The 24,827-nt window shown below is 69.4% G+C and carries 29 protein-coding genes and 1 riboswitch; of the genes, 19 read left to right on the top strand and 10 right to left on the bottom strand.

The window, feature by feature from the left end:
* Positions 1–65: 65 nt before the first annotated feature.
* The 3 genes from pstS to ACWDNU_RS06360 all read right to left on the bottom strand — a co-directional run bounded on the left by pstS (position 66) and on the right by ACWDNU_RS06360 (position 3,086).
* On the bottom strand, positions 66–1,193 hold the full coding sequence (gene pstS, locus ACWDNU_RS06370; protein WP_370933263.1) for a phosphate ABC transporter substrate-binding protein PstS: 1,128 nt from the start codon (positions 1,191–1,193) through the stop codon (positions 66–68).
* 239 nt (positions 1,194–1,432) lie between these two features.
* On the bottom strand, positions 1,433–2,332 hold the full coding sequence (mshD, locus tag ACWDNU_RS06365; protein ID WP_449668008.1) for a mycothiol synthase: 900 nt from the start codon (positions 2,330–2,332) through the stop codon (positions 1,433–1,435).
* Between the two features lie 22 nt (positions 2,333–2,354).
* Positions 2,355–3,086, bottom strand: a complete 732-nt coding sequence (locus tag ACWDNU_RS06360) for a winged helix-turn-helix transcriptional regulator (RefSeq protein ID WP_449668007.1) — start codon at positions 3,084–3,086, stop codon at positions 2,355–2,357.
* 174 nt (positions 3,087–3,260) lie between these two features.
* Here ACWDNU_RS06360 and ACWDNU_RS06355 point away from each other — a divergent pair, with 174 nt between their 5' ends.
* The 11 genes from ACWDNU_RS06355 (at position 3,261) to ACWDNU_RS06305 (ending at position 11,573) form a co-directional block, all read left to right on the top strand.
* Positions 3,261–4,163 (top strand): LmeA family phospholipid-binding protein, encoded by a 903-nt coding sequence (locus tag ACWDNU_RS06355; protein WP_370933259.1) that lies wholly within the window; start codon positions 3,261–3,263, stop codon positions 4,161–4,163.
* A gap of 5 nt (positions 4,164–4,168) precedes the next feature.
* Entirely contained in the window at positions 4,169–4,603 is a 435-nt protein-coding gene (locus tag ACWDNU_RS06350; RefSeq protein ID WP_370933258.1) for a TlpA family protein disulfide reductase, read from the top strand.
* A 565-nt stretch (positions 4,604–5,168) separates the two neighbouring features.
* The gene (locus ACWDNU_RS06345) at positions 5,169–5,603 is read left to right on the top strand and encodes a DUF4395 domain-containing protein (RefSeq protein ID WP_449668006.1); all 435 of its coding nucleotides are present in this window, start codon (positions 5,169–5,171) and stop codon (positions 5,601–5,603) included.
* Between the two features lie 29 nt (positions 5,604–5,632).
* On the top strand, positions 5,633–6,469 hold the full coding sequence (locus ACWDNU_RS06340) for a sulfurtransferase (RefSeq protein WP_370933254.1): 837 nt from the start codon (positions 5,633–5,635) through the stop codon (positions 6,467–6,469).
* Complete coding sequence (locus ACWDNU_RS06335; protein ID WP_449668005.1) at positions 6,469–6,774, top strand: DUF1416 domain-containing protein; 306 nt, start codon at positions 6,469–6,471, stop codon at positions 6,772–6,774. The genes ACWDNU_RS06340 and ACWDNU_RS06335 overlap by 1 nt, the downstream gene beginning before the upstream one ends.
* Positions 6,775–6,896: 122 nt before the next feature.
* A complete protein-coding gene (locus ACWDNU_RS06330) occupies positions 6,897–8,210 on the top strand; it encodes an MFS transporter (RefSeq protein ID WP_449668004.1) in 1,314 nt (437 codons plus the stop codon).
* Positions 8,211–8,339: 129 nt separating this feature from the next.
* A complete protein-coding gene (locus ACWDNU_RS06325) occupies positions 8,340–8,951 on the top strand; it encodes an FABP family protein (protein WP_344266171.1) in 612 nt (203 codons plus the stop codon).
* Between the two features lie 16 nt (positions 8,952–8,967).
* Positions 8,968–9,570, top strand: a complete 603-nt coding sequence (locus ACWDNU_RS06320; protein WP_449668003.1) for a 5-oxoprolinase subunit B family protein — start codon at positions 8,968–8,970, stop codon at positions 9,568–9,570.
* Positions 9,570–10,421, top strand: a complete 852-nt coding sequence (locus ACWDNU_RS06315; protein ID WP_449668002.1) for a 5-oxoprolinase subunit C family protein — start codon at positions 9,570–9,572, stop codon at positions 10,419–10,421. The genes ACWDNU_RS06320 and ACWDNU_RS06315 overlap by 1 nt, the downstream gene beginning before the upstream one ends.
* A gap of 2 nt (positions 10,422–10,423) precedes the next feature.
* The gene (locus ACWDNU_RS06310; RefSeq protein WP_449668001.1) at positions 10,424–10,834 is read left to right on the top strand and encodes a hypothetical protein; all 411 of its coding nucleotides are present in this window, start codon (positions 10,424–10,426) and stop codon (positions 10,832–10,834) included.
* Complete coding sequence (locus ACWDNU_RS06305; RefSeq protein WP_449668000.1) at positions 10,827–11,573, top strand: aminoglycoside phosphotransferase family protein; 747 nt, start codon at positions 10,827–10,829, stop codon at positions 11,571–11,573. The genes ACWDNU_RS06310 and ACWDNU_RS06305 overlap by 8 nt, the downstream gene beginning before the upstream one ends.
* On the opposite strand, the gene ACWDNU_RS06300 is transcribed toward ACWDNU_RS06305, so the two are convergent.
* Positions 11,555–12,400, bottom strand: a complete 846-nt coding sequence (locus ACWDNU_RS06300) for an aminodeoxychorismate lyase (protein WP_449667999.1) — start codon at positions 12,398–12,400, stop codon at positions 11,555–11,557. The genes ACWDNU_RS06305 and ACWDNU_RS06300 overlap by 19 nt on opposite strands.
* 31 nt (positions 12,401–12,431) lie before the next feature.
* Here ACWDNU_RS06300 and ygfZ point away from each other — a divergent pair, with 31 nt between their 5' ends.
* The 3 genes from ygfZ to ACWDNU_RS06285 are packed head-to-tail and all read left to right on the top strand — an operon-like array spanning position 12,432 to position 15,110.
* Positions 12,432–13,553: a CAF17-like 4Fe-4S cluster assembly/insertion protein YgfZ gene (ygfZ, locus tag ACWDNU_RS06295; RefSeq protein ID WP_370933239.1), complete on the top strand. Its 1,122-nt coding sequence runs from the start codon at positions 12,432–12,434 to the stop codon at positions 13,551–13,553.
* Between the two features lie 49 nt (positions 13,554–13,602).
* On the top strand, positions 13,603–14,169 hold the full coding sequence (locus ACWDNU_RS06290) for an RsiG family protein (RefSeq protein WP_370933237.1): 567 nt from the start codon (positions 13,603–13,605) through the stop codon (positions 14,167–14,169).
* A complete protein-coding gene (locus ACWDNU_RS06285) occupies positions 14,166–15,110 on the top strand; it encodes an asparaginase (protein ID WP_449667998.1) in 945 nt (314 codons plus the stop codon). The genes ACWDNU_RS06290 and ACWDNU_RS06285 overlap by 4 nt, the downstream gene beginning before the upstream one ends.
* Here the strand turns inward: ACWDNU_RS06285 and ACWDNU_RS06280 are convergent.
* A complete protein-coding gene (locus ACWDNU_RS06280) occupies positions 15,091–15,987 on the bottom strand; it encodes a hypothetical protein (RefSeq protein WP_370933233.1) in 897 nt (298 codons plus the stop codon). The genes ACWDNU_RS06285 and ACWDNU_RS06280 overlap by 20 nt on opposite strands.
* A 207-nt stretch (positions 15,988–16,194) precedes the next feature.
* On the opposite strand from ACWDNU_RS06280, the gene ACWDNU_RS06275 reads away from it, so the two are divergent.
* The 3 genes from ACWDNU_RS06275 (at position 16,195) to ACWDNU_RS06265 (ending at position 18,255) form a co-directional block, all read left to right on the top strand.
* Complete coding sequence (locus tag ACWDNU_RS06275) at positions 16,195–16,377, top strand: DUF3073 domain-containing protein (RefSeq protein WP_037716129.1); 183 nt, start codon at positions 16,195–16,197, stop codon at positions 16,375–16,377.
* Positions 16,378–16,492: 115 nt separating this feature from the next.
* Entirely contained in the window at positions 16,493–17,353 is an 861-nt protein-coding gene (locus tag ACWDNU_RS06270; protein ID WP_078870267.1) for a 3-hydroxybutyryl-CoA dehydrogenase, read from the top strand.
* A 68-nt stretch (positions 17,354–17,421) separates the two neighbouring features.
* Entirely contained in the window at positions 17,422–18,255 is an 834-nt protein-coding gene (locus ACWDNU_RS06265; protein ID WP_449667997.1) for an alpha/beta fold hydrolase, read from the top strand.
* On the opposite strand, the gene ACWDNU_RS06260 is transcribed toward ACWDNU_RS06265, so the two are convergent.
* The 4 genes from ACWDNU_RS06260 to ACWDNU_RS06245 are packed head-to-tail and all read right to left on the bottom strand — an operon-like array spanning position 18,248 to position 22,374.
* Positions 18,248–19,033: an ECF transporter S component gene (locus ACWDNU_RS06260; protein ID WP_449667996.1), complete on the bottom strand. Its 786-nt coding sequence runs from the start codon at positions 19,031–19,033 to the stop codon at positions 18,248–18,250. The genes ACWDNU_RS06265 and ACWDNU_RS06260 overlap by 8 nt on opposite strands.
* Positions 19,030–20,628, bottom strand: a complete 1,599-nt coding sequence (locus ACWDNU_RS06255) for an ABC transporter ATP-binding protein (protein WP_449667995.1) — start codon at positions 20,626–20,628, stop codon at positions 19,030–19,032. Before ACWDNU_RS06255 ends, ACWDNU_RS06260 begins: the two co-directional genes overlap by 4 nt.
* The gene (locus ACWDNU_RS06250; protein ID WP_449667994.1) at positions 20,625–21,704 is read right to left on the bottom strand and encodes a CbiQ family ECF transporter T component; all 1,080 of its coding nucleotides are present in this window, start codon (positions 21,702–21,704) and stop codon (positions 20,625–20,627) included. The genes ACWDNU_RS06255 and ACWDNU_RS06250 overlap by 4 nt, the downstream gene beginning before the upstream one ends.
* Positions 21,691–22,374, bottom strand: a complete 684-nt coding sequence (locus ACWDNU_RS06245) for a hypothetical protein (protein WP_449667993.1) — start codon at positions 22,372–22,374, stop codon at positions 21,691–21,693. The genes ACWDNU_RS06250 and ACWDNU_RS06245 overlap by 14 nt, the downstream gene beginning before the upstream one ends.
* 13 nt (positions 22,375–22,387) lie before the next feature.
* A riboswitch (cobalamin riboswitch) is annotated at positions 22,388–22,536 on the bottom strand.
* A 28-nt stretch (positions 22,537–22,564) separates the two neighbouring features.
* Here ACWDNU_RS06245 and ACWDNU_RS06240 point away from each other — a divergent pair.
* Both ACWDNU_RS06240 and ACWDNU_RS06235 read left to right on the top strand, forming a co-directional pair.
* Positions 22,565–23,458 (top strand): Gfo/Idh/MocA family protein, encoded by an 894-nt coding sequence (locus ACWDNU_RS06240; protein ID WP_370933223.1) that lies wholly within the window; start codon positions 22,565–22,567, stop codon positions 23,456–23,458.
* 193 nt (positions 23,459–23,651) lie between these two features.
* Entirely contained in the window at positions 23,652–24,383 is a 732-nt protein-coding gene (locus tag ACWDNU_RS06235) for a GNAT family N-acetyltransferase (RefSeq protein ID WP_449667992.1), read from the top strand.
* On the opposite strand, the gene arfB is transcribed toward ACWDNU_RS06235, so the two are convergent.
* Positions 24,380–24,808: an alternative ribosome rescue aminoacyl-tRNA hydrolase ArfB gene (arfB, locus tag ACWDNU_RS06230; RefSeq protein WP_370933219.1), complete on the bottom strand. Its 429-nt coding sequence runs from the start codon at positions 24,806–24,808 to the stop codon at positions 24,380–24,382. The genes ACWDNU_RS06235 and arfB overlap by 4 nt on opposite strands.
* Positions 24,809–24,827: the final 19 nt, after the last annotated feature.

Below are 24,827 nucleotides of genomic sequence, written 5' to 3'. Positions count from 1 at the left end.
GCGTTCGCGTCGAGGATTGGTCGCTCATCGACAGTCTCTGTCAGCCTTCGTACCAGTTAGGCGGTTCAGGAAATTTCCTTGACGGCCTTCAGCACCTTGTCCTGCAGGCTCTGCGGGATCGGCACGTAGCCCTTGGCCGACAGCGGCTGCTGGCCGTCGGTGGCGGCCACCGACAGGAACGCCTTGACGGCCTTCGCGACGTCCGGGTTCGAGTACTTCGAGCACACGATCTCGTACGTGGTCAGCAGCAGCGGGTAGGCGCCCGGCACGTTGCTGGAGTAGATGCCGTTGAGGTCCATCGCCAGGTCGTTGGTGCCCGGGTGGGCGAACTTGGCGGCGTCCAGCGACTTGGCCACGTTCTCGGCGTTCAGCTCGACGCCGCCGGAGCCGCTGTCGATCTTGGCCGGGGTGACGCCGTCCTTGGCGAACGCGCTCTCCACGTAGGTGATCGAGCCGTCGGCACCCTTGACGGTGCTCGCGACACCGTTCGAGCCCTGCGCGCCGTTGCCAACGCCGCCGGCGAACTTCTTGCCCGCGCCCTGGGTCCAGACGTCCTTCGCGGCCGCGCCGAGGTACTTCTGGAAGTTGTCGGTGGTGCCCGACTCCTCGGAGCGGGAGACGACCTGGATCGGCTTGTCCGGCAGGTTCAGGCTCTCGTTGCCCTTGACCGCCTTGATGGCCGGGTCGTTCCAGTTCTTGATGCCGCCGTTGAAGATCTTGGCGATGACCTGCGGGGTCAGCGTCAGCTTGTCCACGCCGGACAGGTGGTAGCCGACCGCGATCGGGCCGACGACCAGCGGGATGTTCAGCGCGGGCGAGGCGCAGCGCTTGGTGGCGGCCTCGAGGTCGGCGTCCTTGATCGGCGAGTCCGAACCGCCGAAGTCGACCTGGTTGGCGTTGAACTGCTTGACGCCGGCGCCGGAACCGGTGCCGTTGTAGTTCACCTTCTGGCCGGAGCACTTCTTGCCGTAGGCCTGGTTGAACACCTCGATGGCGTTCTTCTGGGCCGTCGACCCCTCGGCGGAAAGCGGGCTCTTGCCACCGCAGTCGACCTGGGCGGTTCCGGTGGCGGCGGGAGCGGCGGAGTTCGAGCCCGCGTTGTTCGACGCCGAAGGGTCGGAGCCACAAGCGGCGAGCACGAGCGCGGCGCTCGCCACGATGCCGACGGCACCCAGGGGCCGCATGATCTTCACTGCATTTCCTCCACTCGGAGATGTGCCTTTTTGAATCCGGTCGGGATTGGCGGCGGGTGAGCCGCACCGGAACCGGACACTAGGCAGCCTCGGTGGACGGTCGTCCTTGGTTGCATGAACGGAAGGTGAACAAGTCACCGTTTGTGAGCAGGACTACTACCCCGAATGGGTGCCGTGGCCTGGTCGTGACCTGCTAGTACGCAGAAAGTAACACGGGTCACCGCAAGCGTCGACCGTGATCACTCACCGTACTGGACGTCGGTCTCGAAACGCTGGAACCCCAGCTTGTTGTACACAGCCAAGGCCGCGGCGTTGTCGCCCTCGACGTAGAGGATCACCCTCGGTAGCCCCCGGGAGCGCAGGTAGCGGAGCCCGGCCAAGGTCAGCGCCTTGCCGAGGCCGCTACCCTGAGTAGCGGGATCGACGCCGACCACGTAGACCTCCCCGACCGGGTCTCCGTCGAACCGGCCGGGAACCGGGTCGTGGACTTTCGTCCAGTGGAAGCCGACGACGTCGCCGCTCTCGTTCTCCGCGAGGAAGAAGCCGGCCGGGTCGAACCAGGCCTGCCGTTCCTCGGCGCGCACCTCGGCAACGGTCAGCGCGCCTTGCTCCGGATGCCAGTCGAACGCGCGCGCGTTGACCGCGACCATCGCGTCCTCGTCCTGTCCCGGCACGAAGGTGCGCAGCCGGAAACCGTTGTGCAGCACCGGTTCCGGCCAGTCCGCATCGGCGACATCGACGTGCAGGACCAGCATTTCGCGCTGCCGGCCGAGGCCGAGTTTCGCCGCGATCGCTGCCGCACCAGGGTGATCGCCGTGCGCCCACACGCGGAATCCCGCGTCGGCACGTTCGACCACTGCCTGCGCGAGGGCGGTACCGACGCCACGACGCCGGAAATCCGGGTGCACAAACAGCTCCGCGACCTGATGGCCGTGGGAATCGCCTTCGGTATCAAGGTGGACGTACCCGGCGGCCGCGCCGTCGAGGCGGGCAAGAAGATGCAACCCGCCCTCGAAGTCGCGCGGCAACGGCCCGGTCGCGTCGACCTCCGGACGTCCGTCAGTCGCTTTGGCCGCGAGCAGCACCTCGCGCACCGCGTCGTCGGGTTCGGTCGTCCAGTCGCCAAGGTCGGAAGCCACGAACCGACCTTACCGGCGAAAGTCAGCGGGAGGTCAGCTCCGAAGCGTCGACTGGAACGGCGACCACCGGCTTCGCGCCCTTCGCCGGCCGCTCGAACTTGTAGCCGACGTTTCGCACAGTGCCGATCATCTGCTCGTGTTCCGGGCCGAGCTTCGCGCGAAGCCGCCGTACGTGGACGTCAACCGTGCGCGTGCCGCCGAAGAAGTCGTAACCCCACACTTCCTGCAGCAGCTGCGCGCGGGTGAACACCCGGCCAGCGTGCTGGGCGAGGTACTTAAGGAGCTCGAACTCCTTGTACGTCAGCTCAAGCGTGCGACGGCGCAGCTTCGCCGTGTACGTCGCTTCGTCAATGACAAGGTCGCCTACGCGCAGCTCGGCGTCCGCCTGCAGGCCGATGCCGTCGCGAGTGGTGGCGAGCCGCAGCCGCGCGTCCACTTCAGCGGGACCCGCGGTGGGCAGAAGGATGTCGTCAGTGCGCCATTCGGCGTTGACCGCGACCAGACCGCCTTCGCCGACGACCGCGATGACCGGCGTGCCCGATTCGTCCTCCGCGCCTTTGAGCAGGCGGCACAGGCTCTTCGCGGACGCGAGGTCGCTGCGCGCGTCGAGCAGGATGACGTCCCGGTGGCCCGCGTCGAGCAGGGCCGTCACTTCCGGCTCGCGTACGCGTACGGTGTGCGGCAGCAGGTCCAGCGCGGGTAGTACGGAGGTAGCGTCGAGTTCCCCCGTCAGCACCAGCAGGTCCAAGCTCATGATCCGCACCGCCTTCAGATTCGTCGCCTCAAACGTGGCGTCGGTCGGTGCTAAGTGAGAATAGCGGGTGAACACCCCGGCACCTAGCTCGTGCTGGATCGATCACACCTGGTCTAACGCGCCGGGCGTGACCCGCACCACGACGAAATCCACCCGAACAGGAGAACCGAGGCGATGGCGAGCAGGCCCGTGACCCGGGACGACCGACCGGCCAGCAACCCCGGAAACGGCCGCCGCGGCAGGCGCGTGCGGCGGTGGCTCATCGTGCTGGGAGTGCTGGTGCTCCTGCTGGTCGGTGCGGATTTCGGAGCGGCGGCCTTCGCCGAGCACACGATCTCGCAGAAAGCCCGCGCACAGCTCGGGCTGAGCGACGATCCGTCGGTCACCATCCACGGCTTCCCGTTCACCGTGCAGGCACTCTCCGGTGACTACAGTCACATCACGGTTTCCGCGGACGGCGTCCCGGTCGGCAGCGAACTTCGCGACCTGCGGGTGAGCGCCGAACTCGAGGACGTCATCGCGCCGCTGTCGGACCTCACGTCCGGCAACACCAAGGCGGTGAAGATCGGCAAGCTCACCGGCGCGGTGACGATCAAGGCGGCCGACCTCGCGCGCGTCTCGCCGCTGAACAAGATCCAGAACCTGAAGATCGAGCAGTCGACCCAGGCGTATGTGAAGTACGGCGACACCGAACAGGGCAAGCAGCCGGACCCGACGCCGACCAACGCCGACGGCGAACCGGCCGACGGCACCAGCGCCGGGCTGCGGATCTCCGGCGACGTCCAGGTGGCCGGGCAGAAGGTCGAGATCTTCTGCTTCGCGCTGATCCAGCTCAAGGAGAAGTCGATCTCGATCGTGCCTTACCGGCTGCAGTTCGGGAATGACCAGAGCACCACGATCGTTCCGGACGCTGTGCAGAAAGCTCTGTTGCCGAACTTCCGGGCGACCATCAACACGGCCAGGCTGCCGATGTCGGTCACGCCGACCGCGGTCCGCGTGGACAGCGGTTCGGTGACGCTCAAGGGCGAAGCGCACGACGTGAACTTCTCCGACCTGTCCACCAACCACGGAGGCTGATCCCGGTGACCGGAGTGTGGGTGCTGCTGGCGACGCTGGTCGTGGCGACGGCCGCGGGCCTGGTCCTGCGCGCCCGCAACGGCCGGATCCGCGCGGCCAAGCCGGCCGCCGCGACCCGCACTCTCCCCGCTCCGGTCGCCGAGGCCCTTGATCCGGAATCCGCCGTCACCCTGGTGCAGATCTCCACCACGTTCTGCACCCCGTGCCGGCACACGCGGGCGATTCTCTCGTCGCTCGCGGAGAAGACCGACGGCCTGCACCACGTCGACCTGGACGTCACCGAACGTCCCGAGGTCGCGCAGGCATTGTCGGTGCTCAGCACGCCGACCACGCTGGCGCTGGACCCGGAAGGCCGGGAACTGCTGCGCGTGGGCGGCGTGCCCAAGGGCCCGGAGCTGCTCGAGGCGCTCCGCCCGCACCTCGCCACGGCACCTCGCTGACCCTCTCGCCGCGCTGACCCTCTCGCCGCGCTGACCCTCTCGCCGCGCTGACCCTCTCGCCGCCCGGCCCCGTTAAAGCGCCCCAATGTGGCATTGGGTGCTCCATCCATGCCCCCGCCGCCACCCTCAACGGAGGCGCTGCGCGCCGCTGGCTCCCTCAACGCACCCAATGCGGCGTTCGGTGCGCCCCACGCACCCAATGCGGCGTTCGGTGCGCCCCACGCACCCAATGGGGCGTTCGGTGCGCCCCACGCACCCAATGCCACATTGGGGCAGTGCTCAGCCGGGCATCCATGGGGTTGATTCTCAGGATCCGGACCTCGTCCCAAGGAATGAACATGGTTCCGGGAGCGAGCGAGCCTGGGTACCCTCCCCCCTGTGGACGAGCTGCCCATCACCCTCCTGACGCAGCGCCGCGCGGTCGATTTCTGCCGCGTGCGCAGCAGCTTGTGTCTGCCTTTTTCCGGCCGGCGCTGAAGCACGTCTCGCGCCGTTCCGCAGCTCCATCCGTCTTCGCCGCGTGCTGCCCGCACGCCCTTCCCCTCGCACTGAGCAGGAGGAACCCATGTCCGCCGGACCGGCCGTAGACCCGCGAGGTCCCAGGTTCGCCGCGATCGTGACCACGGTGGTGCTCGCCGTCGTGCTCGTCACGCAGTGGTGGCCGTTGCTCGCACTGCAGACCGTGGTCTTCGCGATCGGTGCGTTCGTCGGGCTCAAGCCCGCGCCGTACTCGGTGCTGTACCGGCTCGCGGTCGCGCCGCGGCTCGGGCCGCCGACCGAACGCGAGGACGCCGCTCCGCTGCGGTTCGCGCAGGCGGTCGGGTTCGTGTTCGCGCTCGTCGGCACGATCGGCTTCGCGACCGGCCTGACGCCGCTCGGCGTCGTCGCGACCGCGTTCGCGCTCTTCGCCGCGTTCCTCAACGCGGCGTTCAACTATTGCCTCGGGTGCCAGGTGTACCTGCTGATCAAGCGTTTCAGCCCCGCGCGGGCGTCCTCGTAAAACCCAACCCAGAAAGAGAGCCAGCTTCCATGAGCCGAGAAGACGTCCTGGTCACCACCCAGTGGGCCGAGGAAAACCTGGACACCCCGGGCGTGGTGTTCGCCGAGGTCGACGAGGACACGACCGCCTACGACAACGGGCACATCCGCGGCGCGGTGAAGCTCGACTGGCGCAACGACCTCCAGGACGGCGTCCGCCGCGACTTCGTCAACAAGGAGGGCTTCGAGAAGCTCCTGTCGGAGAAGGGCATCTCGAACGACGACCGCGTGATCCTCTACGGCGGCAACAACAACTGGTTCGCCGCCTACGCGTACTGGTACTTCAAGCTCTACGGCCACGAGAACGTGCAGCTGCTCGACGGCGGCCGCAAGAAGTGGGAGCTCGACGGCCGCGAGCTGAACTCCGACGAGGTCAAGCGCGAGGCCACGACCTACAAGGCCAAGGACCAGGACCTGTCGCTGCGCGCGTTCCGGGACGAGGTCGTCCAGTCGATCGGCGCGAAGAACTACATCGACGTGCGCTCGCCGGACGAGTTCTCCGGCAAGCTGCTCGCCCCGGCGCACCTGCCGCAGGAGCAGTCGCAGGTGCCGGGCCACATCCCTGGCGCGCTGAACGTGCCGTGGGCGAAGGTCGCCAACGAGGACGGCACCTTCAAGTCCGAGCAGGAGATCAAGGACCTCTACGCCGAGGCCGGCTACGACGAGGGCAAGGCGACCATCGCGTACTGCCGCATCGGCGAGCGTTCCTCGATCGCCTGGTTCGCCCTGCACGAGCTGCTCGGCCAGGCGGACGTGAAGAACTACGACGGTTCGTGGACGGAATACGGTTCGCTGGTCGGCGTTCCGGTCGAGTTGGGAGCTAAGTAATGGCAGACGGCTGCAGCGCACCTGTGCAGGAAGCGACCCCGGCGGACTTCGACACAGGAGGCCAGGTCGTGCTGGCCGGCAAGGTCACCGGCGCCGAGGGTCCGGTCGGCGGCGCGTTCGTCCGGCTGCTCGACGGCGGCGGCGACTTCGCGGGCGAGGTCGTTTCCTCGGCCGACGGCGACTTCCGCTTCTACGCGGCCGCCGGTTCCTGGACGGTGCGCGCGCTGCACCGCACGGGCAACGGCGAAGCCAACGTCACCGCGGAGGGACCGGGCCTGCACCAGCTGGCTATCTCGGTTGCCTGATAACGCTTTTCCGCAGAAGGGCCCCTCGGTTTCCGAGGGGCCCTTCTCGCGTCCCCGGAACACTTGACCTCAAGCCGGCTTGAGGACCCAAGCTCGCGAGGGTGTCCCAAACGAAAACCGTTGTGCGGAACCCACTCCTGGCCATCGCTGTGTTCCTCGGCAGCTTCATGGCGTTGCTCGATGCGAGCGTGGTGAGCGTCGCGCTGCCGACGATTCAACACGAGCTGAGCGCTGCATTCACTGACCTGCAATGGATTGTCGACGGATACACCGTCGCGCTCGCCGCCGTGATCCTCACCGGCGGCACGCTCGGCGACCGCTACGGCCGCAAGCGGATCTACCTCGGCGGGCTCGCCGTGTTCACGCTCGCTTCGCTGGCGTGCGGCCTCGCTCCGACGCTCGGGCTGCTGATCGCCGCGCGCATAGTGCAGGGCGTCGCGGCCGCCGCGGTCATCCCCGGCGGCATCGCGCTCCTGGCGCACGCGTACCCGGAGCCGCGCGAACGGGCGCGGATGCTCGGGGCATGGGGCGCGGTGGCCGGAGGTGCGCTGGTCATCGGCCCGCTCATCGGCGGACCGATCACCGACGCGTTCGGCTGGCCCGCGATCTTCCTTCTCAACCTGCCGATCGGCGTCTTCGCGGTGCTCGCGGGCCGTCGAGGGCTCGGCGAGTCGTCCGATCCGGCGCACGGTGCGCTCGACCTGCCCGGCCAGGTGCTCGGCGCGTTGTGGATCGGATCGTTTACCTACGCCGTGATCGCGTCCGACGCCGTGGTCGCGGTGCTCGGCGCGCTCGGGCTGGCCGCGTTCATCGTGGTGGAACTGCGCGCCTCGCATCCGATGCTGCCGATCCGGCTGTTCGGCAAGCTCCGCTTCGCCACCTCGATCTTCACGTCGTTCGTCATCGGCTTCGCGTGCTACCCGCTGCCGGTGTTGATCGCCGTCTACCTGCAGCAGGCTTGGGGCAGCACCGCCTCGACGACAGGCGTGCAGATGCTGCCGTACGTAGTGGCCAACGCCGTTCTCGCGTTCTTCTCCGGACGGCTCGCCGCCCGCTTCACCGCGGAACGGGTGCTGCCAATCGGCCTGGCCATCACCGCGGCGGGCAGTCTCGCCTTCCTGCTGGTCGACACCACGAGCCCGTATTGGCTGCTCAGCGTCCCGCTCGCGCTGTCCGGCATCGGGCTGGGCCTGAGCATCACCCCGACCAACGTCGTCGGTCTCGCCGGGCTTCCGGTGCAGCGCACGGGCACCGCAGCCGGGACGGTGAACGCCGCGCGGCAGGTGGGAATGGCACTCGGCGTCGCCGCGCTCGGAGCCCTTCTCGATCACGGCAGCACGCTCACGACCGGGCTGCAGACCGCGATGGCGGTGGCCGGAGCGGCGCTTCTGGCGGTGACCGTCCTCACCGCGACGACCCTGCGCAAGGCCGGATGAGCCGGGGCGGACTATTGTCCTCGCTGTGGAGACCTTGTTTACGACCCTGTTGATCATCGCGGGCATCGCCACCGTGCTGTTCGCGGTCTTTGTCGTCTACCGGCTGTACGCCGACCAGCGCTGACCAGCATGACGAGTGGCGACGAGGCCATCGCGGCAGCCGAGGAGCGGGCCGCCAGCACGCGCGACCGCAACCTGCCGTTGTGGGACGACTTGGCGATCCCGAACGACACGGCGAACCTGCGCGAGGGCCCGAACCTGAACGACGCGTGCCTCGCACTGCTGCCGCTCGTCGGCGTCTGGCGCGGCGAGGGCGAGATCGACTACCCGACGATCGACGGGCCGATCAAGTTCGCCCAGCAGCTGACCGTCGCCCACGACGGCCGCCCGTTCCTGTACCACGAGGCGCGCTCGTGGCTGCTGAACGAGGACGGCAGCGTGCTGCGGCCCGCCGCCCGCGAAACCGGGTTCTGGCGGCCGCAGGAGGACGACACCCTGGAACTGCTGCTCACGCACAGCTCCGGCATCGTCGAGCTGTACTACGGGAAACCGCGCAGCCAGACGTCCTGGGAACTCGGCACCGACGCGGTCATCCGCACCGCGACGGCCAAGGAGGTCACCGGCGCGCAGCGGCTGTACGGCCTGGTGAACGGCGACCTCGGGTACGTCGAGGAACGCGCGATGGTCGGCCAGGAAATGCAGCCGCACGCCTCCGCGCTGCTGCGCCGCGTGGTGGGCTGAGGCTCCGGGAGACGCCGTGCGCTGGCGGCGGTACGGCGAACACGCCGCCCTGCTCGACTGCGCCTCGCTCGCGGAAATGAGCGCGGCCCGGGCGACGCTCACCGAAGCCGCGCTCGACGGCGTCGAGGAGATCGTCCCCGGGGCTCGCACCCTGCTGGTGGTCGCTTCCACGGATGCCCTGGAAGCTGCGCGTTCCTTGCTGGCTTCGGCCGATCTGGACCATCCGCCCGCTGGGGATGCCCGCGAAGTCGTTTTGGACGTGCGCTACTCCGGCGAAGATCTCTCACTGGTCGCTGAGAACGCTGGGCTCAGCGTCGACGAGGTCGTCGCCCTCCACACCAGCGCGGTCTACACGGTCGCGTTCACTGGTTTCGCGCCCGGTTTCGGTTATCTCGCCGGGCTTCCCGCTCAGTTGCAGCAGCCACGGCTGGCCTCTCCGCGCACTCGGGTCCCCGCTGGCGCGGTGGCCATCGCCGACGAGTACACCGGCGTCTACCCACGGGAATCTCCTGGCGGCTGGCGCTTGATCGGCCACACCGAGGCGACGCTCTTCGATCCTGCTGCCGAACAACCGGCGTTGTTCACGCCTGGTCTCCGCGTCCGGTTCCGGAGCGTCTGATGCGCGCGTTGGAGATCGTCTCGACCGGATCGCTGGCTTTGGTGCAAGACCTCGGACGGCCTGGCTACGCACATCTGGGCGTCCCACCGTCGGGTGCTCTTGACGTCGCCGCGCTACGGCTCGGCAACCGGCTGGTCGGCAATGCCGAGGACGCCGCCGGAATCGAAACCGTGCTGGGCGGACTGACCGTCCGGGCTGCGGTTTCGTGCACCGCCGCGGTGACCGGACCGCCGGTCGCGGTGTCCGTGGCCGGCCGGGAAACCGGCTCGCACACGCCGATTCCGTTGCGGCCAGGCCAAAAACTGACGATCGGCCGCCCGTCCTCCGGCCTGCGCTGCTACCTGACGGTGTCCGGCGGCATCGCCGTGCCACCGGTGCTGGGGAGCCGGTCGACTGATGTCCTGTCCGGACTCGGCCCCTCGCCGTTAGAAGCTGGCACGAGAGTCCCCCTCGGTCCGGTCACCGGTATTCCGTCCGGTGCCGACGTGGTCGCCGCCGCGCCCGTGCCGGGGCAGCTGACAGTGCCCGTCCTGCTCGGCCCGCGCGACGACTGGTTCGCCGAGCCCGCGACCGCGCTCAACGCACAGTGGACGGTGACGGCGGAATCCAACCGAGTGGGGGTCCGCCTTGACGGGCCGCCATTACGTCGAGTGTCCACTTCGGAGTTACCGAGCGAAGGCGTGCTGACCGGCGCGATCCAGGTCCCGCCGAACGGATTGCCGCTGGTGTTCCTGGCCGATCACCCGACCACGGGCGGTTATCCGGTAGTCGCGGTCGTGAGACGGGAGTCACTCGGAGCACTCGCTCAAGCACGCCCCGGAACCTTGGTGCGGTTCCAAGCGTCCTTCTGAGCGTGGAACGGGTAACGATCACCGGCGGCGCGGGTTTCCTGGAGCTGAACACCGGAGGACGGGCGGAGCTGCCGCAGTCGCTGCGCATCGCGCTCGCGACCGGTCAGGTACGCCTGCCGCTGGCGGAAACCCTGCGCGAACTGCTGGCGCTGCTCGTCGACGGCCAGTACCGGGTCAGCGGCCCGCAACGCTTCGAGGGCCCCGACCTGGTCCCGGCGAGCGACTGGCCGGACGACGACGATGCCCGCGTCGCGTACTACCGCACGGCGATCCGCTCCGGACACCGCCCAGTGGCGGTGGTTTTGTCCGGTACGCGGCCGTTGCTGGTGGACGGGCACCACAAGATCAGCGCCTATCGGGCGGAGGGGGTCACGCCGTCGGTGGTGCTGATTTCGGAGGTCGTGGGTGACTGAGAAGTTCGTCGGCGGCCTGAACACGGTCGTGCGGGTCGGCAATACGGTTCGGCGCCCGCGTGGGCCGTGGAGCGACCGGGTCGCCGAGTTGCTGCGTCATCTCGAACACGCCGGATTCCGGCAGGCACCGCGGTTCATCGGCGTCGAAGGCAACACCGATGTGCTGGAGTTCCTGCCCGGCGATGTCAGCAACTACCCGCTGACCGCGGCCGCCCGCAGCACCACCGCACTGATTTCCGCCGCGAAGCTGCTGCGCGCGTACCACGACGCGACTGCCGACCTCGTGCTGCCGGGCGGCTGGATGCTGCCTGACCGAGAACCGGCCGAGGTCATCTGCCACAGCGACTTCGCGCCGTACAACTGCGTGCTGCGCGGCGAAGAAGTCGTCGGCCTGATCGACTTCGACACCGCGCATCCCGGCCCGCGCTCGCACGACCTCGGCTATGCCGTCTACCGGTTCGCGCCACTCACCGATCCGGCCAACGAAGACGGTTTCGGGACGATCGAAGAGCAGGCCGCTCGCGCGAAACTGTTCTGCGACAGCTACGGATTCACCGACCGCGCAGCAGTGATCGACTCGGCCGCCGACCGGCTCCGCGACCTAGTGCACCTCATGCGCACCCAAGCCGCGTCCGGCCACGAGGGCTTCGCGAGCCACCTCGCGGACGGCCACGACCAGCTCTACCTGCGCGACATCGCCCATATCGAAGCGAACGCCGCTCAGTACTCGCTCTCGTAAGCCGCCACCAGCTCCCCGTGCAGCGCCGTCGAATCCGGCAGCTCCGTGCCGTTCAGCGTGTGCACCCGAGTCACCTTCCGCACCGACGACGTAAGAAAAACGCCGTCCCCGCGCAGCAGGTCCTCCACCGTCAACGGCTCCACCTTCACCGACCAACCGGCCTTCTCCGCGCCGCGGAACAACGCGTACTGCGTCGTTCCTGGCAGGATGCCAACAGTGGCCGGCGGGGTGTAGAGCGTCCGTTCCTTCGCCAGGACGACCGTCGACGTCGGTCCTTCGAGGACCGAATCGTCGGTAGCGGTGAAGATCACATCTTGGGCTCCGCGACGGGACGCCTCGCGCAGGGCGGCCATGTTCATCGCGTAGGAAACCGTTTTCGCGCCGAGCAAAAGCCACGGGGCGCGCTCGGCGAGTTCGGGGCCGAAACCGCGCTCCAGGGTCACCACCGAGACGCCTTCGGTGCGCGCCCGCAGCACCTTCTCCTCGACCTCCAGGCCCATCGCGAACGCCGTCGGCTTCCCCTCGGGATCACCGTCGACACCCCGCGTGTACACGAGTTTCAGTGCGATTTCCGGCCCGCCCTCCCACGCGTCGACGACCGCCTGCGCGGCTCGGGCGAAGCCGTCCAGGTCCGGCGCGGGCAGGTCCAGCATCGCCGCGGAACGGGCGAGCCGGTCGAGGTGCGGACGCATTTCCCGCGGCTTTTTCACTGCCACGAGGATCGTTTCGAACACCCCGTCTCCGCGCAGCAGGCCGAGGTCGTCCACCCGGAGGTGGGCGGCTTCGGGGTCGGCCAGTGAACCGTCGAGGAAGGCGAGAACGCGCATCCCCTCAAGGTACTCACTTACCCTTAGGGCTATGCCGTACAGCTCGCCGCTGCTCGAAATCCCCCGCGCGGTCGCCGCGCCCGAGGGCCATCCGGAAGCCGGAGTTCCGTGGCACTGGGGCGATCCGTTCGCCGAGCAGCGCACCGCCGCCCGAGGAGTGGTCGTGATCGACCGCTCGCACCGAGAAATCCTCGCTGTCACCGGCGAGGAACGCTTGTCCTGGCTGCATTTGGTGATCTCGCAGCACGTCACCGAACTCGCCGGAAACACTGGCACCGAAGCGCTCGTCCTCGACAGCCAAGGCCACGTCGACACCCATTTCGTGCTCGCGCACACCGGCGACACGGTGTACCTCGACAGCGACCCCGGCCCGCTCGTCACGAGCGCGTTGCCCAAGGGCGGCAAGCAAACCCTGCGCGAGTACCTCGAAGCGATGAAATTCTGGTCCAAGGTCGAGATTCGCGACGCGACGGAAGAACTGGCCGTTCTCACGGTGCTCGGCCCGGAGACCGACAGCGTGCTCGGCGTGGAACTCGGTGCCGAGCCGTACTCGGTGGCCGCGCTGCCCGAAGGCGGTTTCGCCCGGCGGATGCCGTGGCCGACGCGGGCGGGCGCGGATCTCGTGGTGCCGCGCGCTCAACTCACACAATGGTGGCAACGACTCACCGACGCCGGCGCGCGTCCCGCGGGCTCGTGGACCTTCGACGCGCTGCGCGTGGAATCGCGGCATCCGCGGCTCGGCGTCGACACCGACGAGCGGACGATCCCGCACGAGGTCGGCTGGATCGGCTCGGCCGCGCACGTCGCGAAGGGCTGCTACCGCGGCCAGGAGACCGTCTCGAAGGTGCACAACGTCGGCCGCCCGCCGCGGTATCTCGCGCTGCTGCACCTCGACGGTTCGCCGGAGATCACGCCGGAGACCGGAGACCCGGTGAAGCTCGGCGAGCGGGTGGTCGGCCGGATCGGCACGGTCGCGCAGCACCACGAACTCGGGCCGATCGCGCTGGCGCTGGTCAAGCGCTCGGTGCCGGGCGGGGCGGAACTGCTGGCCGGCGACGAGGACCGAGTGGTCCAGGCCACTGTCGATCCGGACTCGGTGCCGGGCGAGCACGCGGCGCCCGGACGGGAAGCGGCGCAGAGACTGCGGGGCTGAAGTGAACTCGACGGTAGCGTCGTCGCCGAATGTGGAGCAGGATGTGCCCGTGATCGAAGTGCGTCCCGGAGGGCGACGACGGATCGACCGCGTCCTCGGCCCGGGATACCTCACCGGTTTAGGCGACTTGCCGCTCCCGGTGCTGCGCGAGCGGCGCGACGAGGCCGCGCAGGAAGAGACAGACCTGTCCTACCTGCGCCGGCTCCTGCACGCCCGCATCGACATCGTGCGCGCCGAACAGGAGCGCCGCTCGTCCGGCGGGGAAGCCAGCATCGTCGACCGGCTCGCGTCGATCCTCGCCGACAACGCGCTCGGCCCGGCCGCCGGTTCGGGGCGCCACCAGCAGCTCGAACCGTCCCGCGCGGGCGAGCACCGCAGGCACGCTGAGGCGTTGATCGGCGACACCGGGCTCACCGACGTCGGCTCGCTCACCGACGACAAGCTCGCCGCCGCGCTGGACACGTACGCGGCCGAGGAATCGTCCGTGTCCTCCTTCCGCCGCCAGGTCCAAGGCGTGATGGACACGCTCAACGCCGAGATCGCCGCGCGCTACAGCAGCGGAGCGGCCACTGTGGACCAGCTGCTGGACAGCGAACTGGGGCGCGTCGAGGAATGACCGGCCAGCCGATCCTCGTGGAGGTCGTCCGGAACGGGTTCGTCGAGAGCGTCCATCACGGATGTCTCGTCGTGACCGCGCCGGACGGCTCCGTCCAGTTCTCCGCGGGCGACGTGACCAGCCCGTTCTTCCCCCGGTCGGCGAACAAGCCGCTGCAAGGCGTCGGGATGCTCCGCGCCGGGCTCGGCTACGACGGCGCGGACCTGGCGCTGGGCTGCGCCTCGCATTCCGGCGAAACCGGACATCTCGAGCGCGTCGCGGCGATGCTGTCCGCGGCCGGGCTCGATCCGTCGGCACTGGCCTGCCCGGCCGAGCTGCCGATCGGCGAGGACGCCCGGCGCGCGGCCGACGAGCCGCGGAAGATCACGATGAACTGCTCCGGCAAGCACGCCGCGATGCTCGCCACCTGCGTCGCGAACGGCTGGAAGACCGACGGCTACCAGCTGCCGGACCATCCGCTGCAGGTCCAGCTCGCGAAGACGGTCGAGGAGCTGACCGGCGAAGCCGTCGCCGCGGTCGGGGTCGACGGCTGCAGCGCCCCGCTGTTCGCGTTCTCGCCGACCGGCCTCGCGAGGTCGTTCGGACGGCTAGCGCAGGCCAGCGAGGGCACTGACGAACGCCGGGTAGCCGACGCGATGCGGGCGCATCCGTGGCTGGTCGCGGGCACCGGCCGCGAAGACACTCGGCTGATGCAGGCCGTGCCGGGGCTGCTGTCGAAGAGTGGCGCGGAGGGCGTCCTGGCGTTCACGCTCGGCGACGGCACCGCGTGCGCGATCAAGGTCGCGGACGGCAACAAGCGGGCCTTGGCGCCGCTGGCCATGGCCGTGCTCGCGCGCCTGGGCATCGAGACGCCGGAAGAGCTGGCCGACCTGGCTCACCCGCCCGTGTACGGCGGCGGCGAACGCCAGGGCGAGCTGCGGGTCAGTTGGAGTGCTCCTTAGCCGCGAGGTCGCCCCAGAACTCGCGCAGCTGCGAAAACAGCTCGGCCAGTTCCTCGACGTTCCCGGTGCGCAGCGCGTCGAGGATGTCGTGGACCTCCTCCGCGGTGGAGTCGGCGTCCAGCAGCGAATCGGCGAACAGCTGTACGAGACCGCCGTAGTCCAGTTCGACCACCGAGTCCGGGTCGAAGCTCTCCAGCCACTGACGGGTCTGCGAGAGCACCCGCCCGGGACCGGAGTCGCCGAAGGTCGTCTCGATCAGCTCGCCCGCGTCGGACGCCCGCCGCAGCGCCTCGGACATCGGCGTTCGCCAGGACGCTTCCCGCGTCGGGTCGGCCGGGCCGCTGCCGAGCACGAGCTTGCGCTCGTCCGGGTCGACCAGCGAGAACCAGGGCAGCGGGACGGTCCAGGTGGTGGTGAGGGTGTGCGCGGCGGTGGCGGTGAGGTCGGTCATCGCGGCTTTGGTCTGGGCGCGGGCGCGATCCGCGGTGACGCCGCAGGAGTCGAGGACCGCGATCCGCAACGCCGGCTCGGCGTCGGCGAGGAAGGTGCTCAACGCGGCGGCCGAGCGGGCGCGCAGTTCGAGCGGGCACGCGAACGGGCCTTCGGCCGGGTGGCCGGCGGGGACGTCGGCCGGATCGAGCACGAGCACGTCGTTGACGAGGCTCGGCGAGGGCCGTCCGTCGCGCAGCTGCGCGGGCAGCAACCGCACCGGCGCGGCCGCCTGTGACTTGAGCCACATCCACTGTTCGCGTTCGCCGATCCCGACCCGGCTGAGCCCGCCCGCGAAAACGGCCTGGACCAGCTGTTGCGCGGGAGGATCGCCCAGCGCGCGCAGAGGTTCGTACACCCGCAGATAGGCCACGAAGGGTCGGAGCACCCGAGCATCGTGGCACGCCGACCAGGGCCGATCGGCATCGACGTGCCGGTAACCGGCGTCCGGCGGACACTGTCGCGACGAGCACACCGTGCCACGTCGCATCCAACCCCCGGGACACGGTACGGTGTCAGCAGGAAAGAACTGTCGAGACGATGCGGGGCCGCCGATTCCCCCGGCCGCCCCGCCCCTGTGCGAGGGGGTCGAGCCATGGGGCGCGGCCGGGCTAAGGCCAAGCAGACGAAGGTGGCGCGCGAGCTCAAATACAGCTCCCACGAAACCGACTTCGATGCTTTGCAGCGCGAGCTGTCGAGTAGTTCCTCGGACAACCACGAGGACGACAAGCGGTACGAGGACCCGTACGACGACGGGTACGACGAGTACCGCCGTTGACGCAGGCACACGACACGCGAGGGCGGAATCGGACCGAGGTCCGAGACGCCCTCGTGCGTTGTGTGCTGCCCGTTTTCTCCGGCTCTGCCGGTGAGGTGACGAAGGAGTTGGACGGGTGAGCGACATCGCACGAGTAGGTGTGGTCGGAGCCGGGCTGATGGGCTCCGGCATCGCCGAGGTGCACGCCAGGTCCGGGTTGGACGTGCTGGTCACCGAGGTGAACCAGCCCGCCCTCGACGCGGGCAAGGCGCGCATCGAGAAGTCGCTGCAACGCGGCGTCCGCAACGGCAAGCTGGCCGCCGAGGACGCCGAAGCGGCGCTCGGGCGGCTGCGCTTCACCACGGACATCGCCGAGTTCGCCGACCGCGATCTCGTCGTCGAGGCCATCCTGGAACAGGAACAGGCCAAGGTCGACGTGTTCCGGGCACTGGACAAGATCGTCGAGCGCGAGGACGCGGTGTTCGCGTCCAACACGTCGTCGATCCCGATCATGAAGCTCGGCATGGCCACCGGCCGTCCGCAGCAGGTCGTCGGCATCCACTTCTTCAACCCGGTGCCGGTGCTGCCGCTGGTCGAACTGGTCCCGTCGCTGCTGACCAGCGAGGAGACCGCCCGCCGGGCCGAGGAGCACGCCACCGGCGCGCTGGGCAAGACGGTGATCCGGTCGCAGGACCGGGCCGGGTTCATCGTGAACTCGCTGCTCGTGCCGTATCTGCTGTCGGCGATCCGGATGATCGAATCGGGCTTCGCCTCGGCCGAGGACATCGACCGCGGCATGGAGCTGGGCACGGCGCATCCGATGGGTCCGCTGCGGCTGTCCGACCTGATCGGCCTCGACACCATCAAGGCGATCGCGGACTCGATGTACGCCGAGTTCAAGGAGCCGCTGTACTCGTCGCCGCCGCTGCTGCTGCGCATGGTCGACGCCGGGCTGCTCGGCAAGAAGACCGGCCGCGGGTTCTACTCCTACTCCTGACTTTAGTTGCGGGCCTGATCAACTTCTCCCCGCTGTGCGCGGCGGGGCGGGTCGCTTGACTGTGCGGCATGACTTCGACGTTCGTCTTCGCCGCCGGTGCCAACGGCGTGTCCGCCGCCCCGCCGGAACTCGTGCTGCGCGGGTACCGCGGGGTGGGGGTGCCGCAGCCGGAGCAGCAGTTCCGGCTGTCGTACCAGGCTCCGCAGGATCTCGGCGCGTTCGCCACGGAACCCTCGGCGCTGGCCGGCGTGACGGTGGCTGACCAGGTCGCGTCCACTGTGGACGTCGTCCGCCGGGCTGCCGCGCTGGGGCCGGTCGTGCTGGTCGGGTCGAGCATCGGCGGCGCGCTGGTCACCCTCGTCGCCGAAGAGGTCCCGGAGCTGGTGTCGGCGCTGGTCTACGACGCCGCGTTCTGCTGTGTCGAACTGCCGACGCCGGAGGAATACCTGGCGACGCCCGAAGCCGCGTCGTCGCAGGTCGGGGCAATGCTCGGGTTCATCGCGGCCGACCCGGCGGTGATCGGCGCGATGCGGTTCAACTGGCGTTCTTCGTCGGCGGAGGCGTTGACGGCGGCGAAGGCGGCGCTCTGCGCGGACGCCACCGACGGCGAGTTCTACGCCCTGCTCAACGCGATGGCCCCGGACGACATCATCGGCCGCAGCGCGACCGACTCGCGCGGCACGGCGGAGCGGTGGGGGCGCGTCCCGCGGTTCTACATCCGGCATCTCCAAGACCGTCTGGTGCCGCTCGCCCTGCAGGACCGGATGATCGCCGAGGCCGACGCGCGCACGCCCGGCACGCGGTTCGAGGTGCACGACATCGACACGTCGCACTTCCCGAACGCGGCCGGGATGGCCCAGTTCGTCGAGGTGCTGGACAAGGTCGGCCAGTCGGTCAGCTGAACGCCGCTCGTCGTGCGGCCCGGCGCAGCACGGTCAGGATCGCCGGGCCCAGCACGAGGATCGCGACCAGGTTCGTGAGCGCGCGGCCGGTGTCCCAGCCCAAAGTGGACGTCAGCACGGTGAAGACCAGGAACCGGTGCAGGTTCTCGCCGAGCGGGCCGCCCGGGACGAAGTCCAGCGCGGTGTGGCCCGCCAGGAACGGCCACGTGAACAGGCTCATCGCGAGGCCGTAGAAGTAGGCGGCGACCACTCCGTAGGCCGCCAGCATCGCGATCTCCCACCGGCCCTTCGCCCGGCGCGGCAGCAGCCCGGCACCAAGGCCGACCAGCGAAGACGCCAGCATCTGGAACGGCAGCCACGGCCCCACGCCGCCGGTGAGCAGCGCGGACGCGAACAGCGACGTCGAGCCGAGGACGAACCCGAAGCCCGGTCCGAAGACCCGCCCGGCCAGCACGAGCAGGAAGAACACCAGCTCGATCCCGCCGGTGCCCGCGCCGAGCGGACGCAGCGCGGCGTTCACCGCGGACAGCACGCCGAGCAGCGCGAGCGCCTTCGCGTCGAGTCCGCCGCTGGACAGTTCGGCCAGCACGATCAGGATCAGCACCGGCAGCGTCACGAGGAAAACGAACGGCGCGTCGGTCACGTGCGCTGAGGTGCCGACGGTGCCGCGGGCGAGCAGCGGCCAGCAGAACATCGCCAGTCCGACCACGACGGCGGCCGTCAGCACCAACGCCGTGCGGTGCCGGATGCGGACGGCTGGGCCCAGGAAATCGGTCACGCCAGCGCCTTCGCCACCGCGTCCACGGTCAGCCACGGCTCCGGCGCGAGGATCTTCGCGACCTGCGGGGCGAAGGCGGGCGAGGCTACGACGACGTCCGCGGTCGGCCCGTCCGCGACCACCTCGCCCTCGGCCAGGACCACGACGCGATGTGCGGCGGAGGCGACGAACTCGACGTCGTGGGTGGCCAGCAGCACCGCGTGTCCCTCGGCGGCCAGGTCGGCGAGGATGGTCGCGAAGTGCCGTTTCGCCGGGTAGTCCAGGCCGCGGGTCGGTTCGTCGAGCAGCACGACCGGCGGGGCGGCGGCTAGTTGCACAGCGAGGACCAAGGCGAGTCGCTGGCCTTCGGACAGGTCGCGCGGGTTGGTGTCGTCTTGGATACCCGGTACGAGACGGTCGAGCAGCTTCCGTGCGGTGCCTGGCGTGACGTCCGATTCGACGTCGGCCTGTCGGCATTCCGCGCCGACTGAGTCGAGATACAACAGGTCAGACGGGGTCTGCGGAACCAGGCCGACGCGGGTGCGGGCAGCGCGCGAGCGGAGCGTCTTCGGGTCCGCGCCTTCGACGTCGACCGTCCCGTCGGATCGGGGTCCGCTGCCCTGCAACGCCCACAGCAGCGAGGACTTGCCCGAGCCGTTCCGGCCCATCAGCGCGACGACCTCGCCTTGATTCAGCCGCAGGTCAACGCCGCGAACCGCGTTCACGCCGCCGTACCGGACCCGCACACCCCGCGCGGTGAGGACCGCTTCGCCAGAGCGTTGTGCCGCTTCAGCGGGGCGACGTTCGGCGAGGCGTTCCCGCAGCGGGCGGGCGAGCCGACGAGCATCGCGAACCGAGAGTGGCAGCGGCGACCAGCCCGCGAGTCGACCCAACTCGACGATCGGCGGCGCGACGTCGGTCTCGGCGAACACCTCCGCAGGTGGGCCGGAGACCACGGTGCCGTCGCCGGGCAGGTAGAGCAGGCGGTCGGCGTACTGCGCGACGCGTTCCATCCGGTGTTCGGCGACGACGACCGTGGTGCCCAAGTCGTGCACCAGCCGGGTGATCGCGGCCAGCACCTCCTCGGCCGCGGTCGGGTCGAGCGCCGACGTCGGTTCGTCCAGCACCAGCACGCTCGGATGCGCCGTGAGTACCGCGCCGATCGCGACGCGTTGCTGCTGACCGCCAGAGAGTGTCCGAAGTGGACGGTCGCGGAGTTCGGCGATGCCCAGCAGGTCAAGGGTTTCCTCGACGCGCTTGCGCATCACGTCCGGCGCGATGGCGAACTGTTCCATCGCGTAAGCCAGCTCTTCTTCGACGGTGTCGGTGACGAATCCGGCCAGCGGGTCCTGCCCGACTACGCCGACCACTGATGCCAGTTCGCGCGGCGGATGCGTCGCGGTGTCGAGCCCGGCGACCTTGACGCGGCCGCTCAGCGTGCCGCCGGTGAAATGCGGGACGAGACCGTTGATCGCCCCGAGCAATGTCGACTTACCGACACCGGTGCGGCCGGCGACGAGGCAGAGTTCGCCTTCCTCGATGGTCAGGTCGACATCCCGGAGCACCGGCCGGTCCGCCCCGTCGTATGTGACGCTGACGTGCGAAAACTCGATCATCGGGCGACCTCCGACACCAGCGCCGGACGCGGCGCGAACCAAGCGGGCAGCACGCTGATCAGCACCGCGACAGTCGGCAGCAGCGGCAGCTCCGGCCAGGTCAGCGGGCTGGCCGGGGTGGTGAGCGAAACCGGGTCGGCGATCAGCACGAGCACAGCGGTCGCGACACCGCACAGCGAGACCAGCGTCTCCGGCAGCCGCCACGGATCGGGCCGATAGGTCGTGCGGCGGATCTGCCGTCCGCCCAGCACGAAACCGGCGGCGGCCAGCACCAGACCGGCGATGAGCATCGGCACGCCGAGCCACGACGCAGACCCGTCGAGCACGCCGTAAACCCCCACCGCGACCCCGACCATCCCTGCCAGCACGCAGGTCGCGATCAGCATCCGGACCCGCTGCGAGAGATACGCGCGCCGTCCGTAACCGCGAGAATCCATGGCCGCCGCGAGCTGCAGCGACCGATCCATGGCGTCGGCGAGCACCGGCACGAAAATCCCCTTCACGAACCGCAGGCCACGTGTCTTCCCGGAACGCAGCCGGCGCGCGCGACGCACCCGCTGCACGCTTTCGACCAGCTGCGGCGCCACGGACAACGCGACCGTGACCGCCGTACCGACCTCATACAGCGCTCCAGGCACGGCTTTGAGCAGGCGTTTTGGGTTCGCCAGCGCGTTCGCGGCCCCGACGCAGAGCACGATCGTCGCCAGCCGGAGCCCGTCGTACAGCCCGCCGAGCAGCTCCTCGGCCGAAGTGGGGCCGAGGAGCTGAATGCCCGCGGCGACGCTCGGCAGCGGGATGGTCGGCAGCGTGAAGAGGATGTGCCCACCGTCCTCGCCGCCGATCAGGATCCGGAACAGCACGCGCGAGGCCAGGATCACCGCGGCGATCCAGGCGTACATCCGGAACGCCAGCGCCCACGGCGCGTCGCCGCGACGGAGCACCACGACGAACCCGGCCACCGCGATCACCAAAGCGAGCAGAACCGGGTTCGTGGTCCGGCTCGCGGCGACGGCGAGCGCGAGCGCCCACACCCACCACGCGCCGGGATGGAGCGCTCGCGGACTACTTCCCGCCACGTTTGCGGCGAAGGAAGGGCGACTTCTCGTCAAGGTCGCGACGCGTCATGACGAACGCCCCGACCAGCGCGATCACCACCACGATCCCGACCCCGATGACCAGGCCCCACGGGAAACCGCTGTCCGAAGTGGACGCCGGGGCTTGGGCAGGCGCGTTGGCCTTGCGCACCGGCTCGGTGCGCGGCGGCGGATACTCGGTGTAGGACTTGCCGATCGCGAAGGACCAGCCTTCGAACGCCCCGGCGGGCGGCTTCCAGCTCTGCGCGCCGACCTGCGCCGACTCCCACTTGCCGCCGTTGGTGGCGGTCCAGAAGCTCCACGACGCCTTCTCCGGCGGCATCCCGGTGCAGGTCTGGTCGGCGGGTTTGCCCTCGATCTTGCACATCACGGCCAGGCCGTATTTGCCCGCTCCGGTGAGCTCGAAGCCCGCGTTTTGCAGGGCGGTGACGCCGTTCTCCTGTTTGCCGGGCGCGCACCGGATGAGAGTTTCACCGCCCAGCCCCTGGAAGTCGACGATTACCGTGACGCCGTTGTCGTCCTGGCAGTAGCCGTCGGCGCCCTTGCCGGGCGTGGTCGCGGAGGCGGAGGACGCCCCGCCTAAACCGGTAGCGACGAGAAGAGCGCAGCCGGCGAGGACTCGCCCCCAGTGCCGCGCGTGCACGAACCGCATGTCAGATGTACCTCGCATCGATCGGACCACGACGGGCGATCCGGCTCGCGGTCCCTCGCGGGGCCGCTCACGGTTGCGGGCCAGCGCCGGATTCTCACCGGCTTCCCCCGTTCGTGGCGAAGAACTTGTCGACGTTAACGCACCGCAGGCCGCGCTGGAAGCGACCGCGGCCACACCTACACTTCCGGGCGTGGGACAGGACCAGTTGCGCGTCGGCCTCGTAGGAACCGGACCGTGGGCCACCACGGTGCACGCCCCCGGGCTCGCGGATCATCCAGGGACCGTGCTCAGTGCTGTGTGGAGCCGCCGGCCGGAAGCCGCCGCCGCGCTCGCGCAGGCCTACGACGCCGTGCCCACCAGCGATCTGGACGAACTGTTCGAGCAGGTGGACGCGCTCGCGTTCGCGGTGCCGCCGACCGTGCAGGCCGAACTGGCCACCAAGGCAGCGGAGGCGGGCAAACACCTGATCCTGGAGAAACCGATCGCCCCCGATCTCGCCTCGGCGCAGCGTCTCGCCGACGCCGTGACGTCGGCTGGCGTCGCGTCGCTGGTGATGCTGACGCTGCGGTTCGCTCAGCAGACGCGCGACTGGCTGGAGGGCGTCACCGCTGCTGGCGGTTGGCGCGGCGGCAGCGTGCGGTGGCTATCCGGCGCGTTGCTCGCCGGGAAGTACGCGACCTCGGCCTGGCGGCAGGATCCGGCTGCCGGCGCGCTCGCCGACATCGGCCCGCACGCGTTCGACCTGCTCGACGCCGCCCTCGGCCCGATCACGGACGTCCTTGCCGCACACCGCGGTCCCGAAGACCTGTGGCAACTGCTGCTTGAACACGAAAGCGGCATCACGAGCACCGCGACGCTCAGCCTGCGCCTGCCGGTGCAGCCGACGGTGGTCGAGTACTCGGTCTTCGGCGAGCACGGCTTCCGCACGCTTGGCCGCACCGGAACGGCGAACGACGCGTACACCGCGCTGCTGGACGATTTCGCCGCGATGGTGTCGTGCGGAACGACCACACATCCCTGCGACGTCCGGCGGGGCGTGCACCTGGCTCGGATCGTGGACCAGGCGCGCGCCGCCCTTCGCTGAGGCCGTTAATTCGCTTGCCCGGTCTGAGACGATGAACGGGAAGTTCGTTTCGGACGAAGGAATGCCTATGTGCTCCGCCACGGCCCACTCCGGCCGCGTGGCCTGAGCTGTTCGGCCTGCGCGCCGGTTGTGGGGTTCGCCCTGCCCGGTTCTTGTGCTGCATTCTTTCTTTACCGAAAGGCTTCCACCAGAGATGTCCGCCCTTCAGGCATATGTTCGCGCGACCGCACCGATCGGCCGCGACACCGAGCGAATCGGCCCGTTCCTGGCGACTTTCGCCCAGGACAGCTCTCATCCGATGGCGAACTACGCCATCCCCGATGACAGCGCCGCACCCACGCCCGCCGAGATCGCTCACTTGATTTCCGCTTACCAGCAACGAAATCTCCTGCCGCGGCTGGAGTTCTTCACCGACGCCGCTCCCGACGTCGAGAAATCCCTTGTCACCGCAGGGTTCACGCTGGAACGACGCGTGCCGGTGATGACCTGCACCGCCGAGGACCGCGTCGACTGTGGTGCACCGGACCACATTCAGCTGCGAGAACCGTTGTCCGACAACGAATTCCGCCGCCTGCGGTCCGTGCAGAACGTCGCCTTCGGAGAGTCTCCGGAGGTGTCGGATGCTGATGTCGAACGCAACCGCGACTACCTGACCGTTCTAGCCGAACACGGCGAAACCATTGTGGGCGGCGGAGTCGCGTTGGACATCGTGTCCGGCGCAACGGAAATCGTCGGCATCGCGGTAGCGGCTGAACACCGCGGCCAAGGCATCGCGGCGGCAATCACCGCGCACCTAACCCGCCTCGCCCACGAACGCGGCGCGCGGACGGCTTTCCTTACACCAGGCGATGTCGGCATCGGCACGGTCTACCGCCGCGCCGGGTACCAGGTCGCCGGTGAGTGCGTGCACCTGTCGCTGAGCTAGTCGTCGTACCTGCCGCCGCGACCACGCTTCACATCGCTGCGGCGCTTCTTCGCCGCCAAACGGCGTTCCTTCGAGCCCCGCGAAGGCTTGGTCGGACGCCGTTTGGCCGGCGGCGGCGCGGAAGCCTTCGTCAGCACGTCGGCCAACCGCTCCCGGGCCGCGTCGCGGTTCATCAGCTGGGAGCGGTATTCGCTGGCCGCGATGGTCAGCACGCCGTCGACCAGACGGGTGCCCAACCGAGCCGTGATGCGTTCCTTCAGCGCGGGCGGGATCACGGCGGAGCTCGCGACGTCGAACGACAGCTCGACACGCGAGTCCGTCGTGTTCACGCCCTGTCCGCCCGGCCCCGAAGACCGGGAGAACCGCTCTCGCAGTTCGGCGCCCGGGATCACGAACCGGGCGCCGACGCGTACGTCCTCCGCCATGTCTTCAGTGTCTCAAGAC

It is taken from the genome of Amycolatopsis sp. NPDC003676 (assembly GCF_053587275.1).
The sequence above is the reverse complement of the archived record's forward strand: the minus strand, read 5'-3'. Positions and strand labels throughout refer to the sequence as shown.